The sequence below is a fragment of the Salmonella sp. A1325 genome (assembly GCF_056991255.1).
This window is the reverse complement of record NZ_JAMLWO010000001.1, coordinates 318,180-336,934: the sequence shown is the minus strand read 5'-3', so window position 1 is coordinate 336,934 and position 18,755 is coordinate 318,180. Positions and strand designations below refer to the sequence as shown.

Below are 18,755 nucleotides of genomic sequence, written 5' to 3'. Positions count from 1 at the left end.
TGTTACCTTTCATTCTATTGCGTGATAACGGGAATATCCTGACGATAGCCCGGTGTGGTCAGCAATGCGGCCACCCGCTGAGAGTATTCTTGCCAGCTATATAATCCCGCCAGACTGCCGACAAAACGGTGCTGGCGAAAGAAAAGCAGCGCCGGATATTTCAGAATGCGATACTCCCGGGCGATCAGTTCACTCTGTTCGCTATCCGCAAATGCCGCGGTATAAGACGTCGCCGGAAATTGCTTGAGGATCTCCGGGATAATGACCCAACTGTCGGCGACTTCCGGATGTTTGTTGGGGTCGCTTTGCAGCAAAACCAGCAGAGTCGGATGCGCATTAATCAACGACGGGAGCGTTTGCGCATCGGTAACCAGAAAGCCTTTATCCGCCAGTGGACAAACAGGATTTTGGGGTGAGATAGTCATTTTTTTAAATGCTCCGGTAATTCAGGCGTGCGAGACAATAAATCGGCAAAACCGGTCAGCGGATCGCTTTGCGTGAGCATGGCCTGTTCCAGCGAGTCCAGCGCCGCCAGTACCTCAACGGCTTCCGCTTCGTCCATTTCTCGTCGTGCTGCGCCGCCAAATGTCAGCAGCCATGCGCCTGCTAAGGGGGGAGCCACAAGCCGAATATCAACGTCGATAAGCTCGCCGTGTCGGTCGCGGCATTTGGCGAACCACTGACCGGGTGAAATAACCTGCACAGGAACGCCGATACACATTATGATTTCTCTCTCTGTAGCACCCGAATATCGCCGACCCGGCAAGCGCTTTGCGCATCTGGCCGTTCATCTTCGTAGCGTTCCATACACAGGCTGTAATGATTGAGTCTCTCAGTGGGCAAGGCCGCTGAAGAGGCGGTGATACCCCATTGTGCCAGCACTTCCTGCGCGAGATAGACCGCAGGCATCAGTTGCGCCTTTACCTGCGGCGTAAGACTCCCGCCATAGTCATCCAGACATTCCGGCTGCACGCCAATCAGCACAATCTCCGATAACTGGCCGCCGGTTAATTGCAGCAATGCCAGCACTTCAGAAAAACTGGTCTGATGTAAACTGAGTTTTTTCGCCGTCAGATAGGCGGGAACCTGTTCATCACGAAACATCGCCAGCGAACCTGGCGCCATACCAAAATCGATAGCATCCATGATTAACAGTTTTTCGGTCTGTTGCAGCCAGGGCAGCAGCGCCAGCCCCTGCGTACCGCCATCAACAACGTCAACTTTCTCGTTATCGGCATACTGTTCAAACAGCTTTTCCGCCGCTCTGACGCCGAACCCTTCATCTGCCCAAAGCAGGTTGCCAAGCCCTAAGATTGTTACTTCTGCCATTGTTATCACCTGAACCAGCGCCAGCCGCTTATCATGACGGAAATCACGCTTTGTCGGCTCATAATGTCTTCACGGATAGCGGTATAAACATGCGCAATGACGAAGGCGATAATGAACCACATGCCCAGCCGGTGCCAGAAATGTAGCGCGAGGCTATCGTTGCCAGTCAGGCGAATCATCCAGCCAAACCATTGATACGCCCAACTGTCTGTTCCAAGTCCTTCGCCATAGAGCGCAAAGCCGCTACACACCATCAGTACGGACATCCAGAAATAGAACATTACCGCCAGTCCCGCTACCGGATTATGTCCATAGTAACGATGGGCCTCTTTTTCGAGGAAAAAATACCAGCGGATTTCGCTGATGACGCCTTTGCGCCAGGCGCGGCGCCAGAACGGAACCAGAAACATCTCCCTGGCGTACTCATTGCCGACACATGCCCAGTAAATACGAAACAGCAGCGCGACAGTAAAAATATACGCCGTGGTAAAATGGATCAGTCGTATCCAGCCCATCCAAAACATAAAGGTCGCTTCACCTTGAATCGATGGCAGGGGGCGGCCAATGAAATATCCTGTAACAGCCAGGACGACAATGGATAACGCCGTGATCCAGTGCCATAAACGGACCGGCGCTTCATAGATATAGTACCCCTGGCTGGTTATTTCTTTGAGATGCATTGAGACCTCCGAATCGTCGTCATCGTACCTGAACCCTGACCAGCTCCCCTCCATGATTATCAATAACATGGGTGGAGCAGGCCAGGCAGGGATCGAAGCTGTGCAGAGTACGTAAAATCTCCAATGGTTGATCGGGAACGGCGAGTTTAGTCCCCATTAACGCCGCTTCGTACGCGCCAATTTGACCTTTATCGTCACGTGGCCCGGCATTCCAGGTTGTCGGTACCACACACTGATAGCTGTCGATTTTCTGATTTTCAATTTTTATCCAGTGCCCCAGCGCGCCACGCGGCGCCTCGCTGAAACCAACGCCTTTTGCCGATGTAGGCCAGGTATCGGGTTCCCAGAGCGTGACGTTTGCCGTCGCCGTATCGCCGGACTTGAGGTTACGCATCAGACGATCGAAGAAATATTGCAGCGTATTGCCTGCCCATACGGATTCCAGCGCACGCGCGGCAGTACGTCCTAATGTAGAAAAGAGCGCTTCTTTAGGCAGCTTTAATACACTAAGCAGTTGATCCACAGGTTCTTTAAATTCCGGTTTATTTTGATGATATCCAATCAGATAACGCGCCAGCGGACCTACCTCCATCGCATGTCCCTTCCAGCGCGGCGATTTAATCCATGAATATTTAGCGGACTCATCCACCTGTTCGATAAAGGTTTTTGTGCCTTTATAGTGTTCGCCCATGACCAGTTGCGGTTCGGTCAGACCATCCCAAGGATGCAGGCCCTTATCGTTATTGCCGTTACCATAGGTATACCAGGAGTGAGTGACAAACTCCTGAATCTCATCGGGGGCGGTTAAATCGACAGGATGAATTTCGTCGAAACGACCGTTAATGATAGCCCCACGCGGAAGCAGAAGATTACTGGCGGAATAATCGTTAGGGTTATCCGGAAACTCGCCATAAGCCAGCAGGTTCATGCTCGATAACCCGCCGCCGATTTTTGCCCAGTCTTTGTAATAACTGGCAATCAGCAAGACGTCCGGAAGATAAACCTGTTCGCAGAACTGGCGAGCTTTTTGGATGATGGAACTGACAAGGTTCAGGCGTTCCATATTCACTGCGCCGACCGCGCCCGTTTCGTCAAGGTTGATGGCGCAAGGAACGCCGCCCACCAGCCAGTTAGGATGCGGGTTTTTACCACCGAAAACGGTGTGAATTTTTACGATCTCTTTTTGAAAATCGAGCGCTTCAAGATAGTGGGCGACCGCCAGCAAATTGGCTTCCGGCGGAAGTTTCATCGCCGGATGTCCCCAGTAGCCATTACGGAAAGGGCCAAGTTGACCGGACTCGATAAACCGCTTCAGTCGATTTTGCAAATCGCGGAAATATCCCGGCGAGGATAGCGGCCATGCGGAAAGGCTTTGCGCGATGGCGGAGGTCTGATGCGGGTCGGCTTTCAGAGCGGCAACTACATCAACCCAGTCCAGCGCGTGCAGATGATAAAAATGCACCAGGTGATCGTGAACGTGTAGCGTAGCCTGCATCATATTACGGATACAGTTTGCGTTGTCCGGAATCGCGATTCCCAGCGCATTTTCTACGGCACGGATTGAGGTCAGAGCGTGTGTACCGGTGCAGACGCCGCAAATGCGTTCAACGAATGCCCAAGCGTCTCGCGGATCGCGACCTTTCAGAATAACCTCCAGGCCGCGCCACATGGTGCCGGTCGACACGGCGTTAGTAATGACATTATTACTGTCGATATTCACTTCGCAGCGCATATGCCCTTCGATGCGAGTAACCGGATCGACCACAATTCGCCGTCCGCTATTGTCCAGCGTAAAACCCTGAGTCTGATAAGGATATGCCATAATTATTTTTTCTCTTCCGGAGCGTTTTCTGATGACGTGTTGTTTTTATTGCGGGCATGTTTTATGGCGCTCACCGTGGCGTGAGCGATGGCGGCAGCGCCCGCGACGCCGGCAACGCCCAGTCCGATTTTATCGGCGGTAGCCTCAATGCCGGTTTGCGGAATGCCCGTTGCCCGGCTGTAAAAAGAACCGTAATCCCAGAATCCATCTTCCGAACATCCGAGGCATCCATGACCCGACTGGATAGGAAAAGACACGCCATCATTCCAGCGAACGGTTGAACAGGCGTTATAGGTGGTCGGGCCTTTACAGCCCATCTTGTACAGGCAATAGCCTTTTCTGGCGCCTTCGTCATCCCACGCTTCCACAAACTGACCGGCATCGAAATGCGCGCGTCGGTAACATTTGTCATGAATTCGCTGGCCATAAAACATTTTTGGTCGTCCAAGACGATCAAGGGGAGGGATGCGATCAAATGCCAGCATATAGGTGATAACGGCGGACATCACTTCAGGTATAGGCGGGCAGCCAGGCACTTTAATAATGGGTTTATCGGTAATTAATTTGTGAACCGGCGTGGCTTTAGTTGGGTTGGGACGGGCTGCCTGCACGCAGCCCCATGATGCGCAGGACCCCCAGGCGATAATCGCTTTAGCATCCGCGCTGACGCGTTTTAACTTCTCCAGGAACGGCTCGCCAGCCAGTATGCAAAACATCCCATCTTCATTCAGCGGCGCGTTACCTTCCACAGCAACGATATAATTTCCTTTGTACTCACGCATCACATCCGCCAACGCCTGCTCAGCTTGTTGCCCTGCGGCGGCCATAATGGTGTCGTCATAATCCAGGGAAATGAGCGACAAAATGGCATCTTTTGCCAACGGGTGCGCAGAGCGAATGAAAGATTCGGTACAACAGGTACATTCAAGACCATGCAGCCATATCACTGGCGTACGCGGTTTATTCTCCAGGGCATAAGCTATCTGAGGAATCATCGAACTGCTCAGGCCTAAAGACGTTGCGGTAAGGCTGCAAAACTTGAGGAAGCTACGCCTTGTCACGCCGTGTCTACGCATAACTTGATAAAATGTATCTTGTGTTTGCATAACGTTTATCCCAAACCACTATAGTTAGTGTGGGCATCATATGTTGCATTTCTTGTCTTTCTCAACGTGTTTTAGTAGCAATTATGTTTCTAATTCGTAACAACCGATTACATGTGTGCTACTCACATTACTCAAAAACATAAATTAATTTAATGTTATTGGTGATGTGGAGTAAATATAGCGTTGTGATGGTATCTCTTAATGTTGATAAGAAACCGTGTTTTTTATTTATAACATGATGGGATTTTTTTAAATGGTCACACGGATAACGCGTTTCATATTAGTTCGCTGTGTTTAACTCTCCTTTAAACCCGTCAGTTAAATTTATTAGATTGTAAAATAAGATCACAATTAATTACGTGCTGCATAACCATTGATAGGTTTAATTTAATATATTCATCCAATCCATTTTACAAACAAGGAGAGCATGATGAAAAAAAGTAAAGCAATGTTATTTATCGCTCCGGCGCTGTTTTCATACGCCCTGGCTGCACAGGCCTGCACAACCCTTGCTATTCAGGATAAACAAGGCGATGTTTTTCATGGACGTACGCTGGAATATATGCAGGATTTACCCTCATGGTTAACGTATTATCCGGCGGGAACACAGTTTGATAAAAAAACGCCGGATGGCAGTCAGGGAGTGAGCTATCAGGCGAAATATCCGATACTGGCCATTACTTCCACCATCACTGATGGCGATAGCAGAGACATACTTGAAGGCATGAATAGCGCGGGATTGTCATTTAGTGAAAACATGATCATGAATGCGCAGTTGCCGCCATTGCCCGCGAGTGAATATAAACAGGCAATTCCTGTCACCTCGTTGGGAGAATGGGCGCTGGCCCGTTTTGCTACTGTCGGCGAGGTAAAACAGGCAATAAAAGAGGGTAAATTCTGGTCACCGGAACTGCATCGGTTTGGCGATCTGAAATCGCCATTTCATTATGCGTTTTACGACAAGAAAGGAGGAAGCATTGTCGTTGAAGTGGAAAATGGCAAATTCCATGTCTATGACAATCCCACTCGCGTGATGACAAATGGTCCCGCATTCCCCTGGCATCTGACAAATCTGAATAACTATACGCAATTAACCAATGTGGACCGCTCTTCAGGCACACTGGGCGGGATAAAAGTGATGCAGCCTGATAGCGGGATTGCTATTGCAGACTTGCCATCGTCCGATACGTCGGTTTCCCGTTTTATACGCGGCGTTTATTACACCACATATGCGCCGCAAGCGACATCCGCCCACGATGCAATGAATACGCTTGCGCATATTATGAGCCGTTTCGATCGTCCGAAAAATATTACGGTTGATTATATGGGGAGTGAAGGGGAAGGCAACGCCACCCGCAAACCGGTCTCAGAATATACGGTCTGGACAACGCTATCTGACTTAACGCACGGTGAGATGATGGTGCGCGGCTACAATGATATCAACTATAAAACCTGGTCTCTTTCTCAGTTTAAGAACGCGACTGCGCCCGTGTTCGAGAAAATCAACGTTAAAGGATAAATCGCTCGTCTCGGTTTAGGTTCCCCGGTAGTCTCAGCGAAGGTAATGGAGACTACCGGCGGTTGCTTCTCTTTATCATGCACGGTAATTAATTATCACGATCACCAGCGCCAGGATGGTATGCTAAATCCATTCAAAATCCCCTGGATATGGATTGGAGGGCGCATGGTTATACCTGAGGTCAGGCAGGAGAGGCTCTATCAGAAGATAGCCAACCTTATCATTAAGCTGATCAATGATAATATTTTTCCACCGGGAACTTTTTTACCGCCAGAACGCGAACTGGCAAAACAGCTTGGCGTGAGCCGCGCCTCCTTGCGAGAAGCCCTTATTGTACTGGAGATCTCCGGATGGATCGTGATTCAGTCCGGTAATGGGGTTATCGTTTCAGATAAAAAACACCTTGCCAGCGACTATACCATCGAAGAAATTCTCTCTACTCGCGAGCTGGTTGATAGCCATTGCGCGCGCTTAGCCGCACAAAACGATAACGTTGACGTCATCAACCAAATTGAGGCGATTTATCATCGTATGGATCAAGCCATTAACGATAATAACGTCCACGGCTTTTACTCGCTGGATAAAGAGTTTCACCTTGCGATCTCTGAGGCCAGCCGTAATCGGGTGTTGTTCGATATGTCCCGTATGTTATGGGAACAACGGATTAATATCCCTTATGCCGGGCTTGATGAGCAGTCTGGAGACAGAAATGTTTTACTTAATCTCAACAAACAACATAAAGCGATAGTGGATGCGATGCGCCAGTCTGATGCTGACAGCGCCTATGAGGGATCTCTGGAACATTTACGCTATGTGAGAAAGATTGTCGGCGGCTAAGTTTGTCGGTAAATAACACCGCATGGCGGTCATGCCATGCGGTAGAACTTGCCGTAAATCAATGGAAAACAGCATTAATCTTTAAGTAGCGCTCCGGATAGCGATCAAGTTCTTTAACTGCATCAGGGATCTCATCAAGATTGACGACCTTACTGACAACATCTTGCGGATTAATCTCCAGCGTTGACAGCATGCGTAATGCCTCATCAAATTCACCGGCACTGGTGCGGGAACCGCGTAAATCCAGTTCTTTGTAGGTGATCAGGTTCGTCGGCAGCGACGTTTCCTGTTTTGGCCATCCGGTAAACGAAATACGACCAGCAAACGATGCTAAATCAAGCGTATTTCGAATAGCGCTATTTGCGCCGGAAGCTTCTATCACGACCTGCGCCATGGTGCCGTGGGTGATATTTTTAATAGCGTCGATAACCTGATCGTCAGCGGCGTTCAGCACATAGGGAACGCCAAGCTTTTGCGCATAGCGTAGCCTTTCTTCCACAATATCGATCAGAATAGGCGTTGCCTTGTAATGTCGCGCGCTTAATGCCGCCATAAGACCAATGGCCCCCGCGCCGATGATGGCAACATATTCCCCGGCCTTAACGTTTGCCCGATGCAGCGCGTGCAGAGCGATGGTCAGCGGTTCTGCCAGCGGCGCCATTTCAGAAGGCACGTTATCTGGAATTTTATGAATTAAATGTGCGGGATGAGTAACCACCTCCTGCATTGCGCCATCGACATGCACGCCAATGACGTTTAAATTTTCACAACAGTTAGTTCTGCCGACAGAGCAAGGGTAGCAGTGACCACAATAAATATAAGGGTCAACAATCACGCGGTCGCCTTTTTTAATATTGTCCGGCATTCCGGCGCCTTCCTGAAGAACAATTCCGGTCACTTCATGCCCAATAATTCTTGGGTAAGTAACCAGTGGGTTCGTTCCACGAAAAGCCCCGATATCCGATCCGCAAATGCCTGCAGCATCAACCTTAATTAATACTTCATTTTCTTTCTTATGGGGATAATCCACCCAGCGGGTTTCAACTTCACCAGGCTTATTAATGAACACAGCTTTGACTTTCATTGGCTTTGAATCCTTTACTTTTTACAAACACGAAGACCAACAGGCTTGAAACGATAGCGATAGCACCAGCCAGATAGAACGCATAGTCATATTTACCGCTAAATTGAACGATAAAACCGGTGACAAGCGGACCGATAATGCCGGATATATTAGCCAGGCCATGCATGGCTCCGCCGACGCTCCCTACCTTATCTTTATGAACAACATCCTGAATAACCGCCCAATAAATTGGGCCCGTTAAATAGAGCAGGAAGAGTGAAACTGACATGAGCGTAATTGCGCTACCAATAGTGCTAACAGTACCGGAAACGGCAACACATACCGCCGCGCCTGCCAGACATACGCCCAGAATAAGTCGACGTGAGAGCAGAGCATTACCGGTAATCCGATAAATTACATCAGAACAGACGCCGCCGAGCACCATACCAATGGCACCGATGACCCAGGGAATTACCGTGGCGATACTAATTTCTTTAATATCGAGATGTAACGAATGGTTCAGGTAACTTGGGAACCAGGTCAGGAAGAAAAAAAGAATATAGTTGTAGCTGAAAAAAGCCAGAGTTGTCGCCCATACCATTGGTTGTTTCATGTAATAGCCGAGTGAAGGCGTAGCCCGGCCATCATCAGATAAAATAACGTCCTCATGATTTTCAAAATCAATGCGTTCTTCCGGCGCCAGGCGTTTACTCATTGTTGGCTTATCGCTAACGATAAAGTACCACAGTAGTACCCAGACCAGGCCAAATAAGAAAATAATGCCAAATGCGGGGCGCCAGCCTAAGGATAACGCCAGCAGGCCCACTATCGGCCCGGACACCGCGCCGCCGAGCGGGGAACCGGCGCTAAAAATTCCGATCGCCGTGGCAGACTCCTTTCGGGAAATCCAGTTATTGATGATTTTATTTCCGGCAGCGCTGACCGGTCCTTCAGCCATACCGAATAGAACGCGCACGATAAGCATTGTCCACAATCCGGTGACCAAACCAGTTAAGCCACAAAATACAGACCATAGTAACGCTGCGATGAGAAAAACCGTTTTTGGTCCAACTTTATCGCTGGCCCAGCCACCAATAAAATTAAACAGGGCGTATCCGATAAAAAATGCGCTGAAGATCATTCCCATCTCCGCGGCGTTAAATCCTAACTCCTTTTCGATCAAGGGGGCAGTTATCGACAATGCTGAACGATCCATATAGTTGAGCATGTAAACTATAAATAGAAGAAAAACGATAAGCCATCCCATTGTTTTTCTTTTCATGATTAATCCTCTTATTGTGGTCTAGCGGCCTGACCACAATATTTTAAGGTTATTTTCAAATCACCTCTCTTGTGGTTAGAACGTGATCAATATAACAAAAATTTATCGCAGAGGAATTTTATCCATCGCAAGTGTGATGGATAAAATTCTTTAAAATCAGTCAATTACTTGAAAATTCAATCGGGACTATCGTTTTCCCCTAATCCACGCCCCGGTAACGTTTGACATGCGGCGTTAACGGAAGGTGGTGCTGTCTGTGGGTATTTTTCATCGGGCGTAATATAAACCTGGCTCGTGGCGACATAGCCATCATTAAAAGTGGCTTCGATATAGGTAGCTTCCCAACCTGTCTTCGGTTCATTTAACGTAATACTGATCTTATTGTTGGCGGGAATATCTATTGTAAGCGGCTGATAGCGGATGCCACAGGCATAACGGAAATCACGCGCATTTGGATTGTTGGCTGTCCAGCGAACGACTTTTACCGGCGCTTCTGAGAAATAGACCGTAAGAAGATGGTGGTGAATAAGGCCGATCAACTGTGGTAATGTTTTTTTACTTTGAAACCTATTAATAAAAGGAACGAGGCTTTCTTCAGCGAACTGGTTAATTGAGTAGTGGTTCATATTAGGCACTATACGTAATGATTTTACGCCAGGAAGTTTGCTATAATAAAAGCGAGTATTGTCTGGTACGAAAAAATCATCGCCACTTGCATTAATAATATATTTCGGTATTGCAAGGCGGGGTTGATAAATAGTGTTGAGATATCTTAGCGGATCTATTATTTGCCTTAGCTGGGTAAATGTGGGGGATTTTATTTTCTCATCTATGCCTTGCTGGTAGTAGGGGTAGAATGTAATGGGCCAATTTCCACCGTATGATTGATAAATATGCTCAAGTGAAGCATCAATATCAAGTAGATCAATGGCGAAGGGAACAATTGCTTCAACATCAGGATCGGCAATAGCTGACAACCAGGTGGTCCACCCACGCTTTGAAATACCTGTAATGATAAAGGAATTTATATTCCATTGCGTTAACTCCTTTTTTGCTAATCTCATCGCTTGCGATATGGCAGTGACCATAGGAATATTTAAAGGCATTAACTCACGTTGCTCCGGCGCTTCCATAAATAATGCCCAGCTTCGGGAAACGCTCTCGTCCTCTTTCAATGGTTTTTTATCATCCTGAAAGGTTAAATATTGGTTAGGTATATCACTCACTGATATTACGATGGTATTCGTATCACGGGCGATGCTTGCCAGTGTTTCCTGGGGGAAATCACCGGGTTTACCAGTGATTTGTACACCTTTATCATAATTAATTCCGTTGTTTACAACCACCAAAGCATGGTGCTCTTTTGCCGTTTCAGGGATATAAATATCAACGTTATGTCGCCATTGCGCAGGGGTTACCATGTCATCTGGCGACCAGTGTTGCGATAATAATTCATAGTGTCTGACTACCACCTGTGCTAATGGAGCTGTATTAATCAAGGTATATTTTAGCGGTGTGCCTGAAATCTGCTCCCGGTAGTCGGGGAGAACATGAGACAAATCACACTCTGGGCTGTTTCGACAAAAGAAGATGTTGTTATGAAGTAGTGTATAAACTTTTGTAGAAATAAAAAACAGTATGATAACAACGAGATATATTTTTTTCATGCTTTCCCCGCGCTTTACAAGGGCAAATGCCAACCAGCATAATTTCCATAAATACCTCTTAAACATTCAATATAAGTACAATACTTTTGATAAATAAGGGAAGAAGGGAACAATAATGTTTGTGACGTTGTCACATTATTCTGTTTCTGGTTTCACTATTAGCACTGAACTTTTTGAAAGGTAAATCATTGTCGTCACCAGACCAATAATGGCGACAGAGATAGCTATACCGATCCAGACGCCATACAGGGCATAACCCAGGACCAATCCGCCCAATACGGGGGATATAAAATCAGCGATTGCGATTAATGCCTGTGCCGTTCCGATGACGATACCTTGTCGGGCAGGCGATACATGGACGGACAAGGCGGCAAGATAAGTGGGTTTGGCTAGCGCATCAGCGATGCTAATACAAACGATAGCAAAAATAAGCACTGGTATGGTCGTGGCGATACCCGCAGTGAGAAATCCAGTACAAAGAAGGGCGAAGATTAGGATAATTAGCTTTCGCTCCGAAAAATATTGGCTCACCCAACCTAACAGAAATAGCTGAACGAAAATATTAATAACCCCGTCCGCCATTAATAGATAGCTTAACGCTTTTGGCCCAAAGGGAAGCCCATTCCAGATGAAGGTATCAGAAAGAAAAACAGGTAATTGTGAAGAGTACATGCCATAGGCGAAGAAATGACAAAGCATTACGATGATTAAGACGCGAAGGACTGGCATCTTTAAAATAGCGCGGGCAGAGAACGCCGCTATTTTATCTGTGGTACGTGATGTTGAGGAAGGGTCTTTTAACCCCCAAATCGCGACCAGGGCAGAGCCAAGGACAAGTATAAAGGCGGCGTAGATCGGCGCGCTCAGACTGATACGCGATAGCCACCCGGAAACGCCTGCCCCGACAATACCCCCTAAACCAATGCAGCCTGTGAGGATACCGATTGCCTGGCGCCGATTTCTGACGTGCGTACAATCGGCAATATAGGCTGCGGCGGCTGACAAATTCCCGGCGCTAATGCCAAAAAGCGTGCGGGCGAGCAGGATAAACAGGATACATTGCGCGTTGGCGAGTAATAGTAAACTTATCGCCGCAATAGCCAGCGTGACAATCAGTATTCGCTTGCGGCCAACGCGATCGGAAAGGTGGCCAATCAGGGGCGCTGCACAAAATTGGCTAAAAGCCTCAGTGGCGATGATGATTCCAATGATAAGCGGCGAACCGCCCATCTCGCGGATATAAAAAGGCAGTACCGACATCACAGCCGCTGTACTGGCGGCGTAAAGGCCGACAAGCAGGAAAACAGGCAAAATACGCCGCTTGTTGAGCGGGGTGATAGTTTCGCTGTCGGTGCTCTCATAGACATTAGTATTCATCTTTAATCCCTATGGCAAAACGAGAGAGATAATTTTCAATATCGTTGCACTGTTTGCTGTGAAAGAACGCGCCGACATAGCCATCGGGTCGGATCAGTACACATTGACCCGGCGCCAGATGATAGGACTCCCGGAAGTGCCCCAGGGTATCGATGAGCTCGTCCTGCTCGCCAATGTGATGAATACGCAGACCTCGCCGCGCATCGATGACCTTACCGTGGGTTTCGTAGGCCAACAGATTCCAGTCCGGACCTTGTAGTAACTGAAATAATCGTAATGATTGGCCGCCGGCGCCCAAAAGAGGAGCATCCGGCGCTCTTTCTCCCGCTTGTAACCCATGCTGACGTTCGGGCAACGTGTGGGCTAAGGGGGAGTTGGTATACTGGATGTCAAGTTGTTGAACGTCGCGTTCTCGTTTGATGCCGCCCTGTTTTTGAGAGTCAAGTAATCGGGTGGAAAGGTGGAGCAGTGATTCGGCTACCGGGCGGCGTTCCTGTTCATAGCTATCGAGAAGCTCTTCTCCTGCGCCCCGCAGCGAGGCTGCCATTTTCCATCCCAGGTTATAGGCATCCTGGATGCTGGTATTTAACCCTTGCCCACCCGTCGGCGGATGCACATGAGCGGCATCACCGGCTAAAAATACCTTACCCACACGGTAATGTTCCGCTATGCGCGCATTCATCTGGTACTTCGATACCCAGGGAATCGAATGGATGCGAACATCCGTCCGCCCGATTCGCTCAGTAAGAAAAGCCGTGAGCGTGTCGGCTGAGAAATTCTGCGAGTCGTCCGGGGCCAACAACGCCTGGATTTGAAAGAGCTGCGTGCCGGCAAGAGGGCAAATCGTTATCATCCGCGCCATATCGCCATCGTTAAAATGGTGCCATACATCCCGGTTCAGACCGGAAAGTGAAGCGTCAGCCACAAGCGCATGGATTCCCAACGTATGGCCGGGGAAGCTGACGCCTAATTTCTTTCTGACAAAGCTTCCGCCGCCATCCGCGCCTATCAAATAATGAGCGATGATGACCTCTTCTCCAGCCGGCCCGGCAACATACGCGGTGACCGTGCGTGGGGTTTGCGCAAAATGTCGTAACTCGCAGCCGAACTCCACCCGATGTCCCCACGCTTTTAATTGCTCTCGCATAATCGTTTCTGTCACGTTCTGTGGAACCATCAATGGCAGATGGTAGGGTTCGGCGTGGGTCGGTTTTGTATGATGCGCAATATCTGAATCTACATAGCTTCCGTCGTGACGGTAGGTTCGTAATCGGGGATAGAGCCCGCCGGCGGCGACCACTTTATTGAGTATTCCAAGATCCTCGAAGATTTCTTGCGTTCGCGGCTGAATACCTTTACCGCGGGAGCCGGTAAAAGGCGTCGTTCTTTTCTCAATCAGGCGAAATGAGACCCCATGACGCGCCAGTTCGATGGCTAAAGTAAGCCCGGTTACGCCAGCGCCGCAGATCAGTACATCTGTAGTGGTGTATCTTGTCATCGTCTCTCCGATATGTGTATTATGCACATAAGAGGAGACATGCTATGTCAGAAAATAAAAATGTGCAAGATACACATATTTCCGAGCAAATGAAGGCGCTTCACGGTGCGTTGATTCGCGTGGTGAGCGCGCTTAACCGGCCTCGTAATGATGAGAAATTAATTGCAGAGGCGGGGATTCAACTCGATCGTGCGCTATTTTCGATCCTTATTAGTATCGAACGTTTAGGGCCGATTGGCGTTGTTGAGTTAGCCGAACGTGCCGGTCGTGATTATACGACGGTAAGCCGACAGGTCGCCAAACTGGAGAAGCTGGGGTTGATAATACGGCAGCATAATGCCATCGATCGTCGTATACGCGAGGCCGTTATCTCCCGGACAGGAAAGGCGATGACGGAGCGTATAGACGCTGCTCGAGAGCAAATGGGCAAAGTTGTTTTTAAAGACTGGCCTCAGGATGAACTTGATGTCTTTGTTCGGTTAATGCAAAAGTTTGCCGATGCAATGGATAGCGATGCTTCAATGCCGGAATAAGCAAAAGAAAAGGGCGGTCAAATCCGATCGTCCAGCTTAATATCGGTATCTGACATTGATTAAATAGCCAGCAAAGTAAATATAACAACAACATTTATCGAGTTAATTTTCACCCTTTGAAAGGCCAACGTATACTGCAGAATACGGCTATATAACAATCGCCGTATCAATGGTTTTTCAAAGGGTAAATATATGCTTACCGAAAAATATGATTTTCGCATTACCGATCAGATGACTATCCCACTCAGACCTCATTGGATAGCCAATGATTCATACAGGGAAAAGTGTAAAATGCTTGTCCTCAACCGGAGTAAAGGGGAAATTCATAAGGTAGACTTTAGTAAAGTAACAGATTATATCAAAGAAGGTGATGTAATCTGTTTTAACGACAGTACTATAATAAACCATATGTTTATCTGTAAAACAAGACAGAATAGGTTAATTAAAATTGTTTTAGAGGGATTTTTACCAAATAATAGAGTAATTATTTCCGGACTTTTAAAAGAAAGGCTTAACGCGAATGATGTTTTCTATTTGGTTGATAACCCTGAAATTTCCATTAAGATAGAGCAAAAGTTTAGCGAGGAGAGCCAGTACCGGGCCGTCGTGGAAAATCATGAGGCCTTAATTTGCTATTTAGCCAGTCATGGTGAGCGTCTTGATGAGTATGTGGATTCCAGCTTATTTTATAAATATCCAGATGCTTACCGTTCCGTTTTCTCTAAAAAGTATGGTTCTTTGGAAATACCTTCTGCCGGCATTCATTTTACCTGGGATCTTATCCAAAGAATCAAAGATAAAGGTGGGTTAATATCTTTTATTACTTTACATGTTGCATCAACAGAAATGTTGTCCAACAGAAAAATACAAACAAAATGTGTAGAGGAAGTGACTATCAACGAAGAATACTACGAGGTTGACTGCCTGCTAACGAACTTACATCAGCCAAAAACGACGCATATGGTGTTAACCGGTCAGTTTGCTGGGGTTGATCTACTCATGAAGGCCTATGCCTCAGAAGATATCCAGTCATGTAAGTTCGATATGTTTGGTGATTGCATGTTAATCATACAGGATGAAGGGCAGGGATGAATAAAATAAAACCGGTACAATGCTACCGGTTTTACCGAGAATAAGCATCAGGGGATTCGGGCAATAACCTTTATTTCGAAATCAAAGCCGGCCAGCCAGGTAACGCCAACAGCGGTCCAGTTAGGATAAGGGGGATGGGCAAATATCTCCTGTTTCACCGCCATCACGTCGTTAAGTTGTTGCTCTGGATCGGTATGGAATGTGGTGACATCCACTATGTCATCGAATGTGCATCCTGCTGCAGTCAGTGTTGCTTTCAGGTTTTCAAAAGCAAGCCTCACTACTATCCGCCAGAACCACCGCTAAAGCATTTGCTTAATCCGTTTCGCAAAAACGATATTCCTCAGGTGCCGGAGTTCACGATAGGTATGCTCATTGCGTCTGCCAGGGCTGGTCGCTGGTTGTATGAGACTGATTCACGCTTGGGGCTGCTTTTCGCCCTCTGCTATTTTAGTACGCATAATGTATATTATGTTAAATGCACCAGAACATTTAAAAGACATGTTAAAGCGGCTGGATTCGTGTATGTCAAAAAACTTCTGGCCCATAAGTTTGATCCCTTCCCTGCCGTGACGCTGCGCGAATTCTGTTGATTTGCCCCCGCTTATCCTGCACACGATTTCACGCAGCACACGCCACGCAGGCATAAAAAAACCGGCCACTGTGACCGGTTCGTCGCGCAGGTTTTTGGCTCAGTGGGTTTTACCCTGGTCCGCTGCTTTTTCTGACTGATGTTCTGCAGCTCTGACAACGGCTATAAACGCTTTGATACCCGGATCCACATCCGGCGACAACATGCGCATTGTTGATTTGGCATTCCTGCCGAACTTCGTCAAAAATCGCAGGATAAGCGAACGTGACTTTAATCAGCGTGCGCAGCATCCCTTTGGCGACTTCCATTTCACCCGCCAGAATTAATTCGTGTATCTCCTGGATAATCTGAACCCGCGGCCCGATGTCCTTTTCGATGTCATACGCGGCCATGTTTTTTACTCCTCAGATAATTTGCCGGCGTCCAGATCGTTATGATACTGACAATACACTGGAAAATCTGACGGTCGAAGCAGCTACCGGGGAAAAACAGTAGACCAGCTAGCACAGCGTTTGCGTGAACTGGTGGATAGTTCGGGGAATCAGCGGAACCCCCTATTCTCAACCATCTCCTCACAGGCTTTCCTGAACAATGTGATTGTTTGAGTAACTTTACGACAATTGCTTCAAAAACTATCAAATGCCAGACTTCCGCTACCAAACGGTATACACATTATGACTATTTCTTTTTATATGCCCCATACAAAAGCGATACGGGTGTTTTTTCTAATATCTGGATTTCATTTTTATGTGCTTTATGTTCACTAAAAATATCTGCCAGACTTTTACCTCCAAAGGCCAGGCCAATTCCCGTTGCTGCTGCTGAAAGTAATGTTAATTGCGGCATGGCAAGTGAAGCTATACCTAACGTGGCTGTTCCTGCAAAAATTAATCCAGATGAGATCTTTTTTTTCTTTGAATTCTTAATGGCTGATTCATGCGACTTTCCATACTCTTCGACCACATTGATTAAATGTTTTGAAAAATTATTTGCCGCATCTTGCATTTGATCTGGTGTTTTTCCTTGCAAGTCATGCCTTGAGATTCTTAGTTCATGCCTTAAGGATTCCAGTTGACCTCTTTCTCTAATCTTTTTTAATTCCAGATCGGAAAGCGCAGTAAGGAATTTTACTTCTGCGGCTGAAAGGCCCATTGTAATCGCTTGCTCTTCAGAAGAAAGAGGATTTAATTTACCATAATCCTTGACCAACTGCTCCGTAGTCCATTCATGTAAAAACATATGGTTACTATAAATAACCGGATCAATGCCCAATAGTGTTGCCGATAATTGAGTTGATCGCTGTGCATAAATTGCACCTTCAACCTTACCCAGTAAGGTTCCTATAGCTGACGGCAGATCGTAATCCAGAAGATCTACCTCTCTTGTTGTAAAACTCTTTAAATCTGTATCGTAAACCCAGACTTCTTTTTCGATGTTATTGAAATTATTAAGCAATGTTTTTAATAATTCTTTATTTATTAGGATTTTCTGGAATGTTTCTTCATTTCTCCCAAAGTGCTCAAGAAACGCTAAATAAGTAGCGTAATCCATTTTTCTATCTTTAAAAAAGAGCTGACTTAGAAAAGCGGCAGATTGTTCATGATTGCGTTCTTTATCAAAATCCAGTAATTCAGGAACGATTAGAAAAATTGGATAATCATCATCAATAGTCATAAATGGGATGGCGCGAAATAGATTGGAAACATGTTCAAGTAATACCAACCTGCGCATGCGGACATAACTATTATCTGGTGGCAATGACAAAAATGAATGCAGAGAGCTAAGAGAAGGAAAGTGTAATGGATCAACCATTATGATGCTATCAAAATAAATCCCCAGAGATCTAAGGTGATTAGATATGTTATAACCAAATCGTTGAATTGGCAGTAATAATCGATAGCTTTTAGACGCCCGCACTTCTGTTATAAGCGCCGCGGCGTGAGTATCCCAAAATTTATTTAGCAACACCATTAGGTTTGTAAGTTGATTATCTAACTCGGGAGAGCTAATTAGCTCTTTCAGGATGAATCTACGTAATTCTTTCAGTTCTAAATTTCTAAATGCATATTTATATTTTTCAGAAAAAGCGTTTTCCATCAATAAAACATATTCATTCTGTATGTTTTTTGTAATACTACTCATCATCTATCTCCGAACCACCACGCAACGATTTCCCAGTGTAGTGGTTCTTATCATGTGTATATTGTTAGCCATGTTATCGTAGAAAATTCAGTGGTCAATAACTCATTGAGGTAGCTACTAAAATTTGCAGTTACCAGGATTTAGGATGATTTTAAAAATGTTTATAAATTCAGGCTGCGCCGCAGTGATTGCACTGATTTCCACGTAACATGATAA

At 46.7% G+C, this 18,755-nt stretch carries 17 protein-coding genes and 2 pseudogenes; 5 read left to right on the top strand and 14 right to left on the bottom strand.

Annotation, left to right across the window (positions count from 1 at the left end):
- Positions 1–14 precede the first annotated feature (14 nt).
- From NAZ64_RS01660 to NAZ64_RS01635, 6 genes are read right to left on the bottom strand one after another with little or no spacing between them, the layout of a single operon-like run.
- A complete protein-coding gene (locus NAZ64_RS01660; RefSeq protein ID WP_000155978.1) occupies positions 15–425 on the bottom strand; it encodes a thioredoxin domain-containing protein in 411 nt (136 codons plus the stop codon).
- Complete coding sequence (hypC, locus tag NAZ64_RS01655) at positions 422–721, bottom strand: HypC/HybG/HupF family hydrogenase formation chaperone (RefSeq protein ID WP_000334907.1); 300 nt, start codon at positions 719–721, stop codon at positions 422–424. The genes NAZ64_RS01660 and hypC overlap by 4 nt, the downstream gene beginning before the upstream one ends.
- Positions 721–1,329 carry a HyaD/HybD family hydrogenase maturation endopeptidase gene (hybD, locus tag NAZ64_RS01650; protein ID WP_000852664.1) on the bottom strand — a complete coding sequence of 203 codons (609 nt, stop codon included), beginning with the start codon at positions 1,327–1,329 and terminating at the stop codon, positions 721–723. Before hybD ends, hypC begins: the two co-directional genes overlap by 1 nt.
- A gap of 5 nt (positions 1,330–1,334) precedes the next feature.
- Positions 1,335–2,078 (bottom strand): Ni/Fe-hydrogenase, b-type cytochrome subunit, encoded by a 744-nt coding sequence (gene cybH, locus NAZ64_RS01645; RefSeq protein WP_000924456.1) that lies wholly within the window; start codon positions 2,076–2,078, stop codon positions 1,335–1,337.
- Positions 2,029–3,831 (bottom strand): nickel-dependent hydrogenase large subunit, encoded by a 1,803-nt coding sequence (locus tag NAZ64_RS01640; protein ID WP_000331200.1) that lies wholly within the window; start codon positions 3,829–3,831, stop codon positions 2,029–2,031. Before NAZ64_RS01640 ends, cybH begins: the two co-directional genes overlap by 50 nt.
- Positions 3,832–3,833: 2 nt before the next feature.
- Positions 3,834–4,937: a hydrogenase small subunit gene (locus tag NAZ64_RS01635; protein ID WP_001194448.1), complete on the bottom strand. Its 1,104-nt coding sequence runs from the start codon at positions 4,935–4,937 to the stop codon at positions 3,834–3,836.
- 427 nt (positions 4,938–5,364) lie between these two features.
- Here NAZ64_RS01635 and NAZ64_RS01630 point away from each other — a divergent pair, with 427 nt between their 5' ends.
- Together NAZ64_RS01630 and NAZ64_RS01625 are read left to right on the top strand one after the other, a co-directional pair.
- Positions 5,365–6,456, top strand: a complete 1,092-nt coding sequence (locus NAZ64_RS01630) for a choloylglycine hydrolase family protein (protein ID WP_000976505.1) — start codon at positions 5,365–5,367, stop codon at positions 6,454–6,456.
- A gap of 45 nt (positions 6,457–6,501) precedes the next feature.
- Complete coding sequence (locus tag NAZ64_RS01625) at positions 6,502–7,293, top strand: FadR/GntR family transcriptional regulator (RefSeq protein WP_001518759.1); 792 nt, start codon at positions 6,502–6,504, stop codon at positions 7,291–7,293.
- Between the two features lie 58 nt (positions 7,294–7,351).
- Here the strand turns inward: NAZ64_RS01625 and NAZ64_RS01620 are convergent, their stop codons facing one another.
- The 5 genes from NAZ64_RS01620 to NAZ64_RS01600 form a co-directional block, all read right to left on the bottom strand.
- Entirely contained in the window at positions 7,352–8,377 is a 1,026-nt protein-coding gene (locus NAZ64_RS01620) for a zinc-binding alcohol dehydrogenase family protein (protein ID WP_000864928.1), read from the bottom strand.
- Positions 8,352–9,638 (bottom strand): MFS transporter, encoded by a 1,287-nt coding sequence (locus NAZ64_RS01615; RefSeq protein WP_000824240.1) that lies wholly within the window; start codon positions 9,636–9,638, stop codon positions 8,352–8,354. Before NAZ64_RS01615 ends, NAZ64_RS01620 begins: the two co-directional genes overlap by 26 nt.
- Before the next feature lie 176 nt (positions 9,639–9,814).
- Positions 9,815–11,371 (bottom strand): PhoPQ-activated pathogenicity-related family protein, encoded by a 1,557-nt coding sequence (locus NAZ64_RS01610; RefSeq protein ID WP_134944796.1) that lies wholly within the window; start codon positions 11,369–11,371, stop codon positions 9,815–9,817.
- A 69-nt stretch (positions 11,372–11,440) separates the two neighbouring features.
- A complete protein-coding gene (locus NAZ64_RS01605; RefSeq protein WP_220569899.1) occupies positions 11,441–12,682 on the bottom strand; it encodes an MFS transporter in 1,242 nt (413 codons plus the stop codon).
- Complete coding sequence (locus NAZ64_RS01600; RefSeq protein ID WP_220569898.1) at positions 12,672–14,180, bottom strand: FAD-dependent oxidoreductase; 1,509 nt, start codon at positions 14,178–14,180, stop codon at positions 12,672–12,674. Before NAZ64_RS01600 ends, NAZ64_RS01605 begins: the two co-directional genes overlap by 11 nt.
- Positions 14,181–14,224: 44 nt before the next feature.
- Between NAZ64_RS01600 and NAZ64_RS01595 the strand changes: the two genes are divergently transcribed.
- Both NAZ64_RS01595 and NAZ64_RS01590 read left to right on the top strand, forming a co-directional pair.
- Positions 14,225–14,713, top strand: a complete 489-nt coding sequence (locus tag NAZ64_RS01595) for a MarR family winged helix-turn-helix transcriptional regulator (RefSeq protein ID WP_001293634.1) — start codon at positions 14,225–14,227, stop codon at positions 14,711–14,713.
- Between the two features lie 192 nt (positions 14,714–14,905).
- Positions 14,906–15,805: an S-adenosylmethionine:tRNA ribosyltransferase-isomerase gene (locus NAZ64_RS01590; protein ID WP_483640845.1), complete on the top strand. Its 900-nt coding sequence runs from the start codon at positions 14,906–14,908 to the stop codon at positions 15,803–15,805.
- A gap of 47 nt (positions 15,806–15,852) precedes the next feature.
- On the opposite strand, the pseudogene NAZ64_RS01585 reads toward NAZ64_RS01590, so the two are convergent.
- Positions 15,853–16,086 (bottom strand): annotated as a pseudogene (locus tag NAZ64_RS01585) (Rid family hydrolase); the annotation flags it as partial.
- On the opposite strand from NAZ64_RS01585, the pseudogene NAZ64_RS01580 reads away from it, so the two are divergent.
- Positions 16,087–16,215 (top strand): annotated as a pseudogene (locus NAZ64_RS01580) (DUF1493 family protein); the annotation flags it as partial. It abuts the pseudogene before it with no gap.
- A gap of 292 nt (positions 16,216–16,507) precedes the next feature.
- On the opposite strand, the gene NAZ64_RS01575 reads toward NAZ64_RS01580, so the two are convergent.
- On the bottom strand, positions 16,508–16,789 hold the full coding sequence (locus NAZ64_RS01575) for a hypothetical protein (RefSeq protein ID WP_001580000.1): 282 nt from the start codon (positions 16,787–16,789) through the stop codon (positions 16,508–16,510).
- A gap of 286 nt (positions 16,790–17,075) precedes the next feature.
- A complete protein-coding gene (locus NAZ64_RS01570; protein WP_131046333.1) occupies positions 17,076–18,542 on the bottom strand; it encodes a hypothetical protein in 1,467 nt (488 codons plus the stop codon).
- Positions 18,543–18,755: the final 213 nt, after the last annotated feature.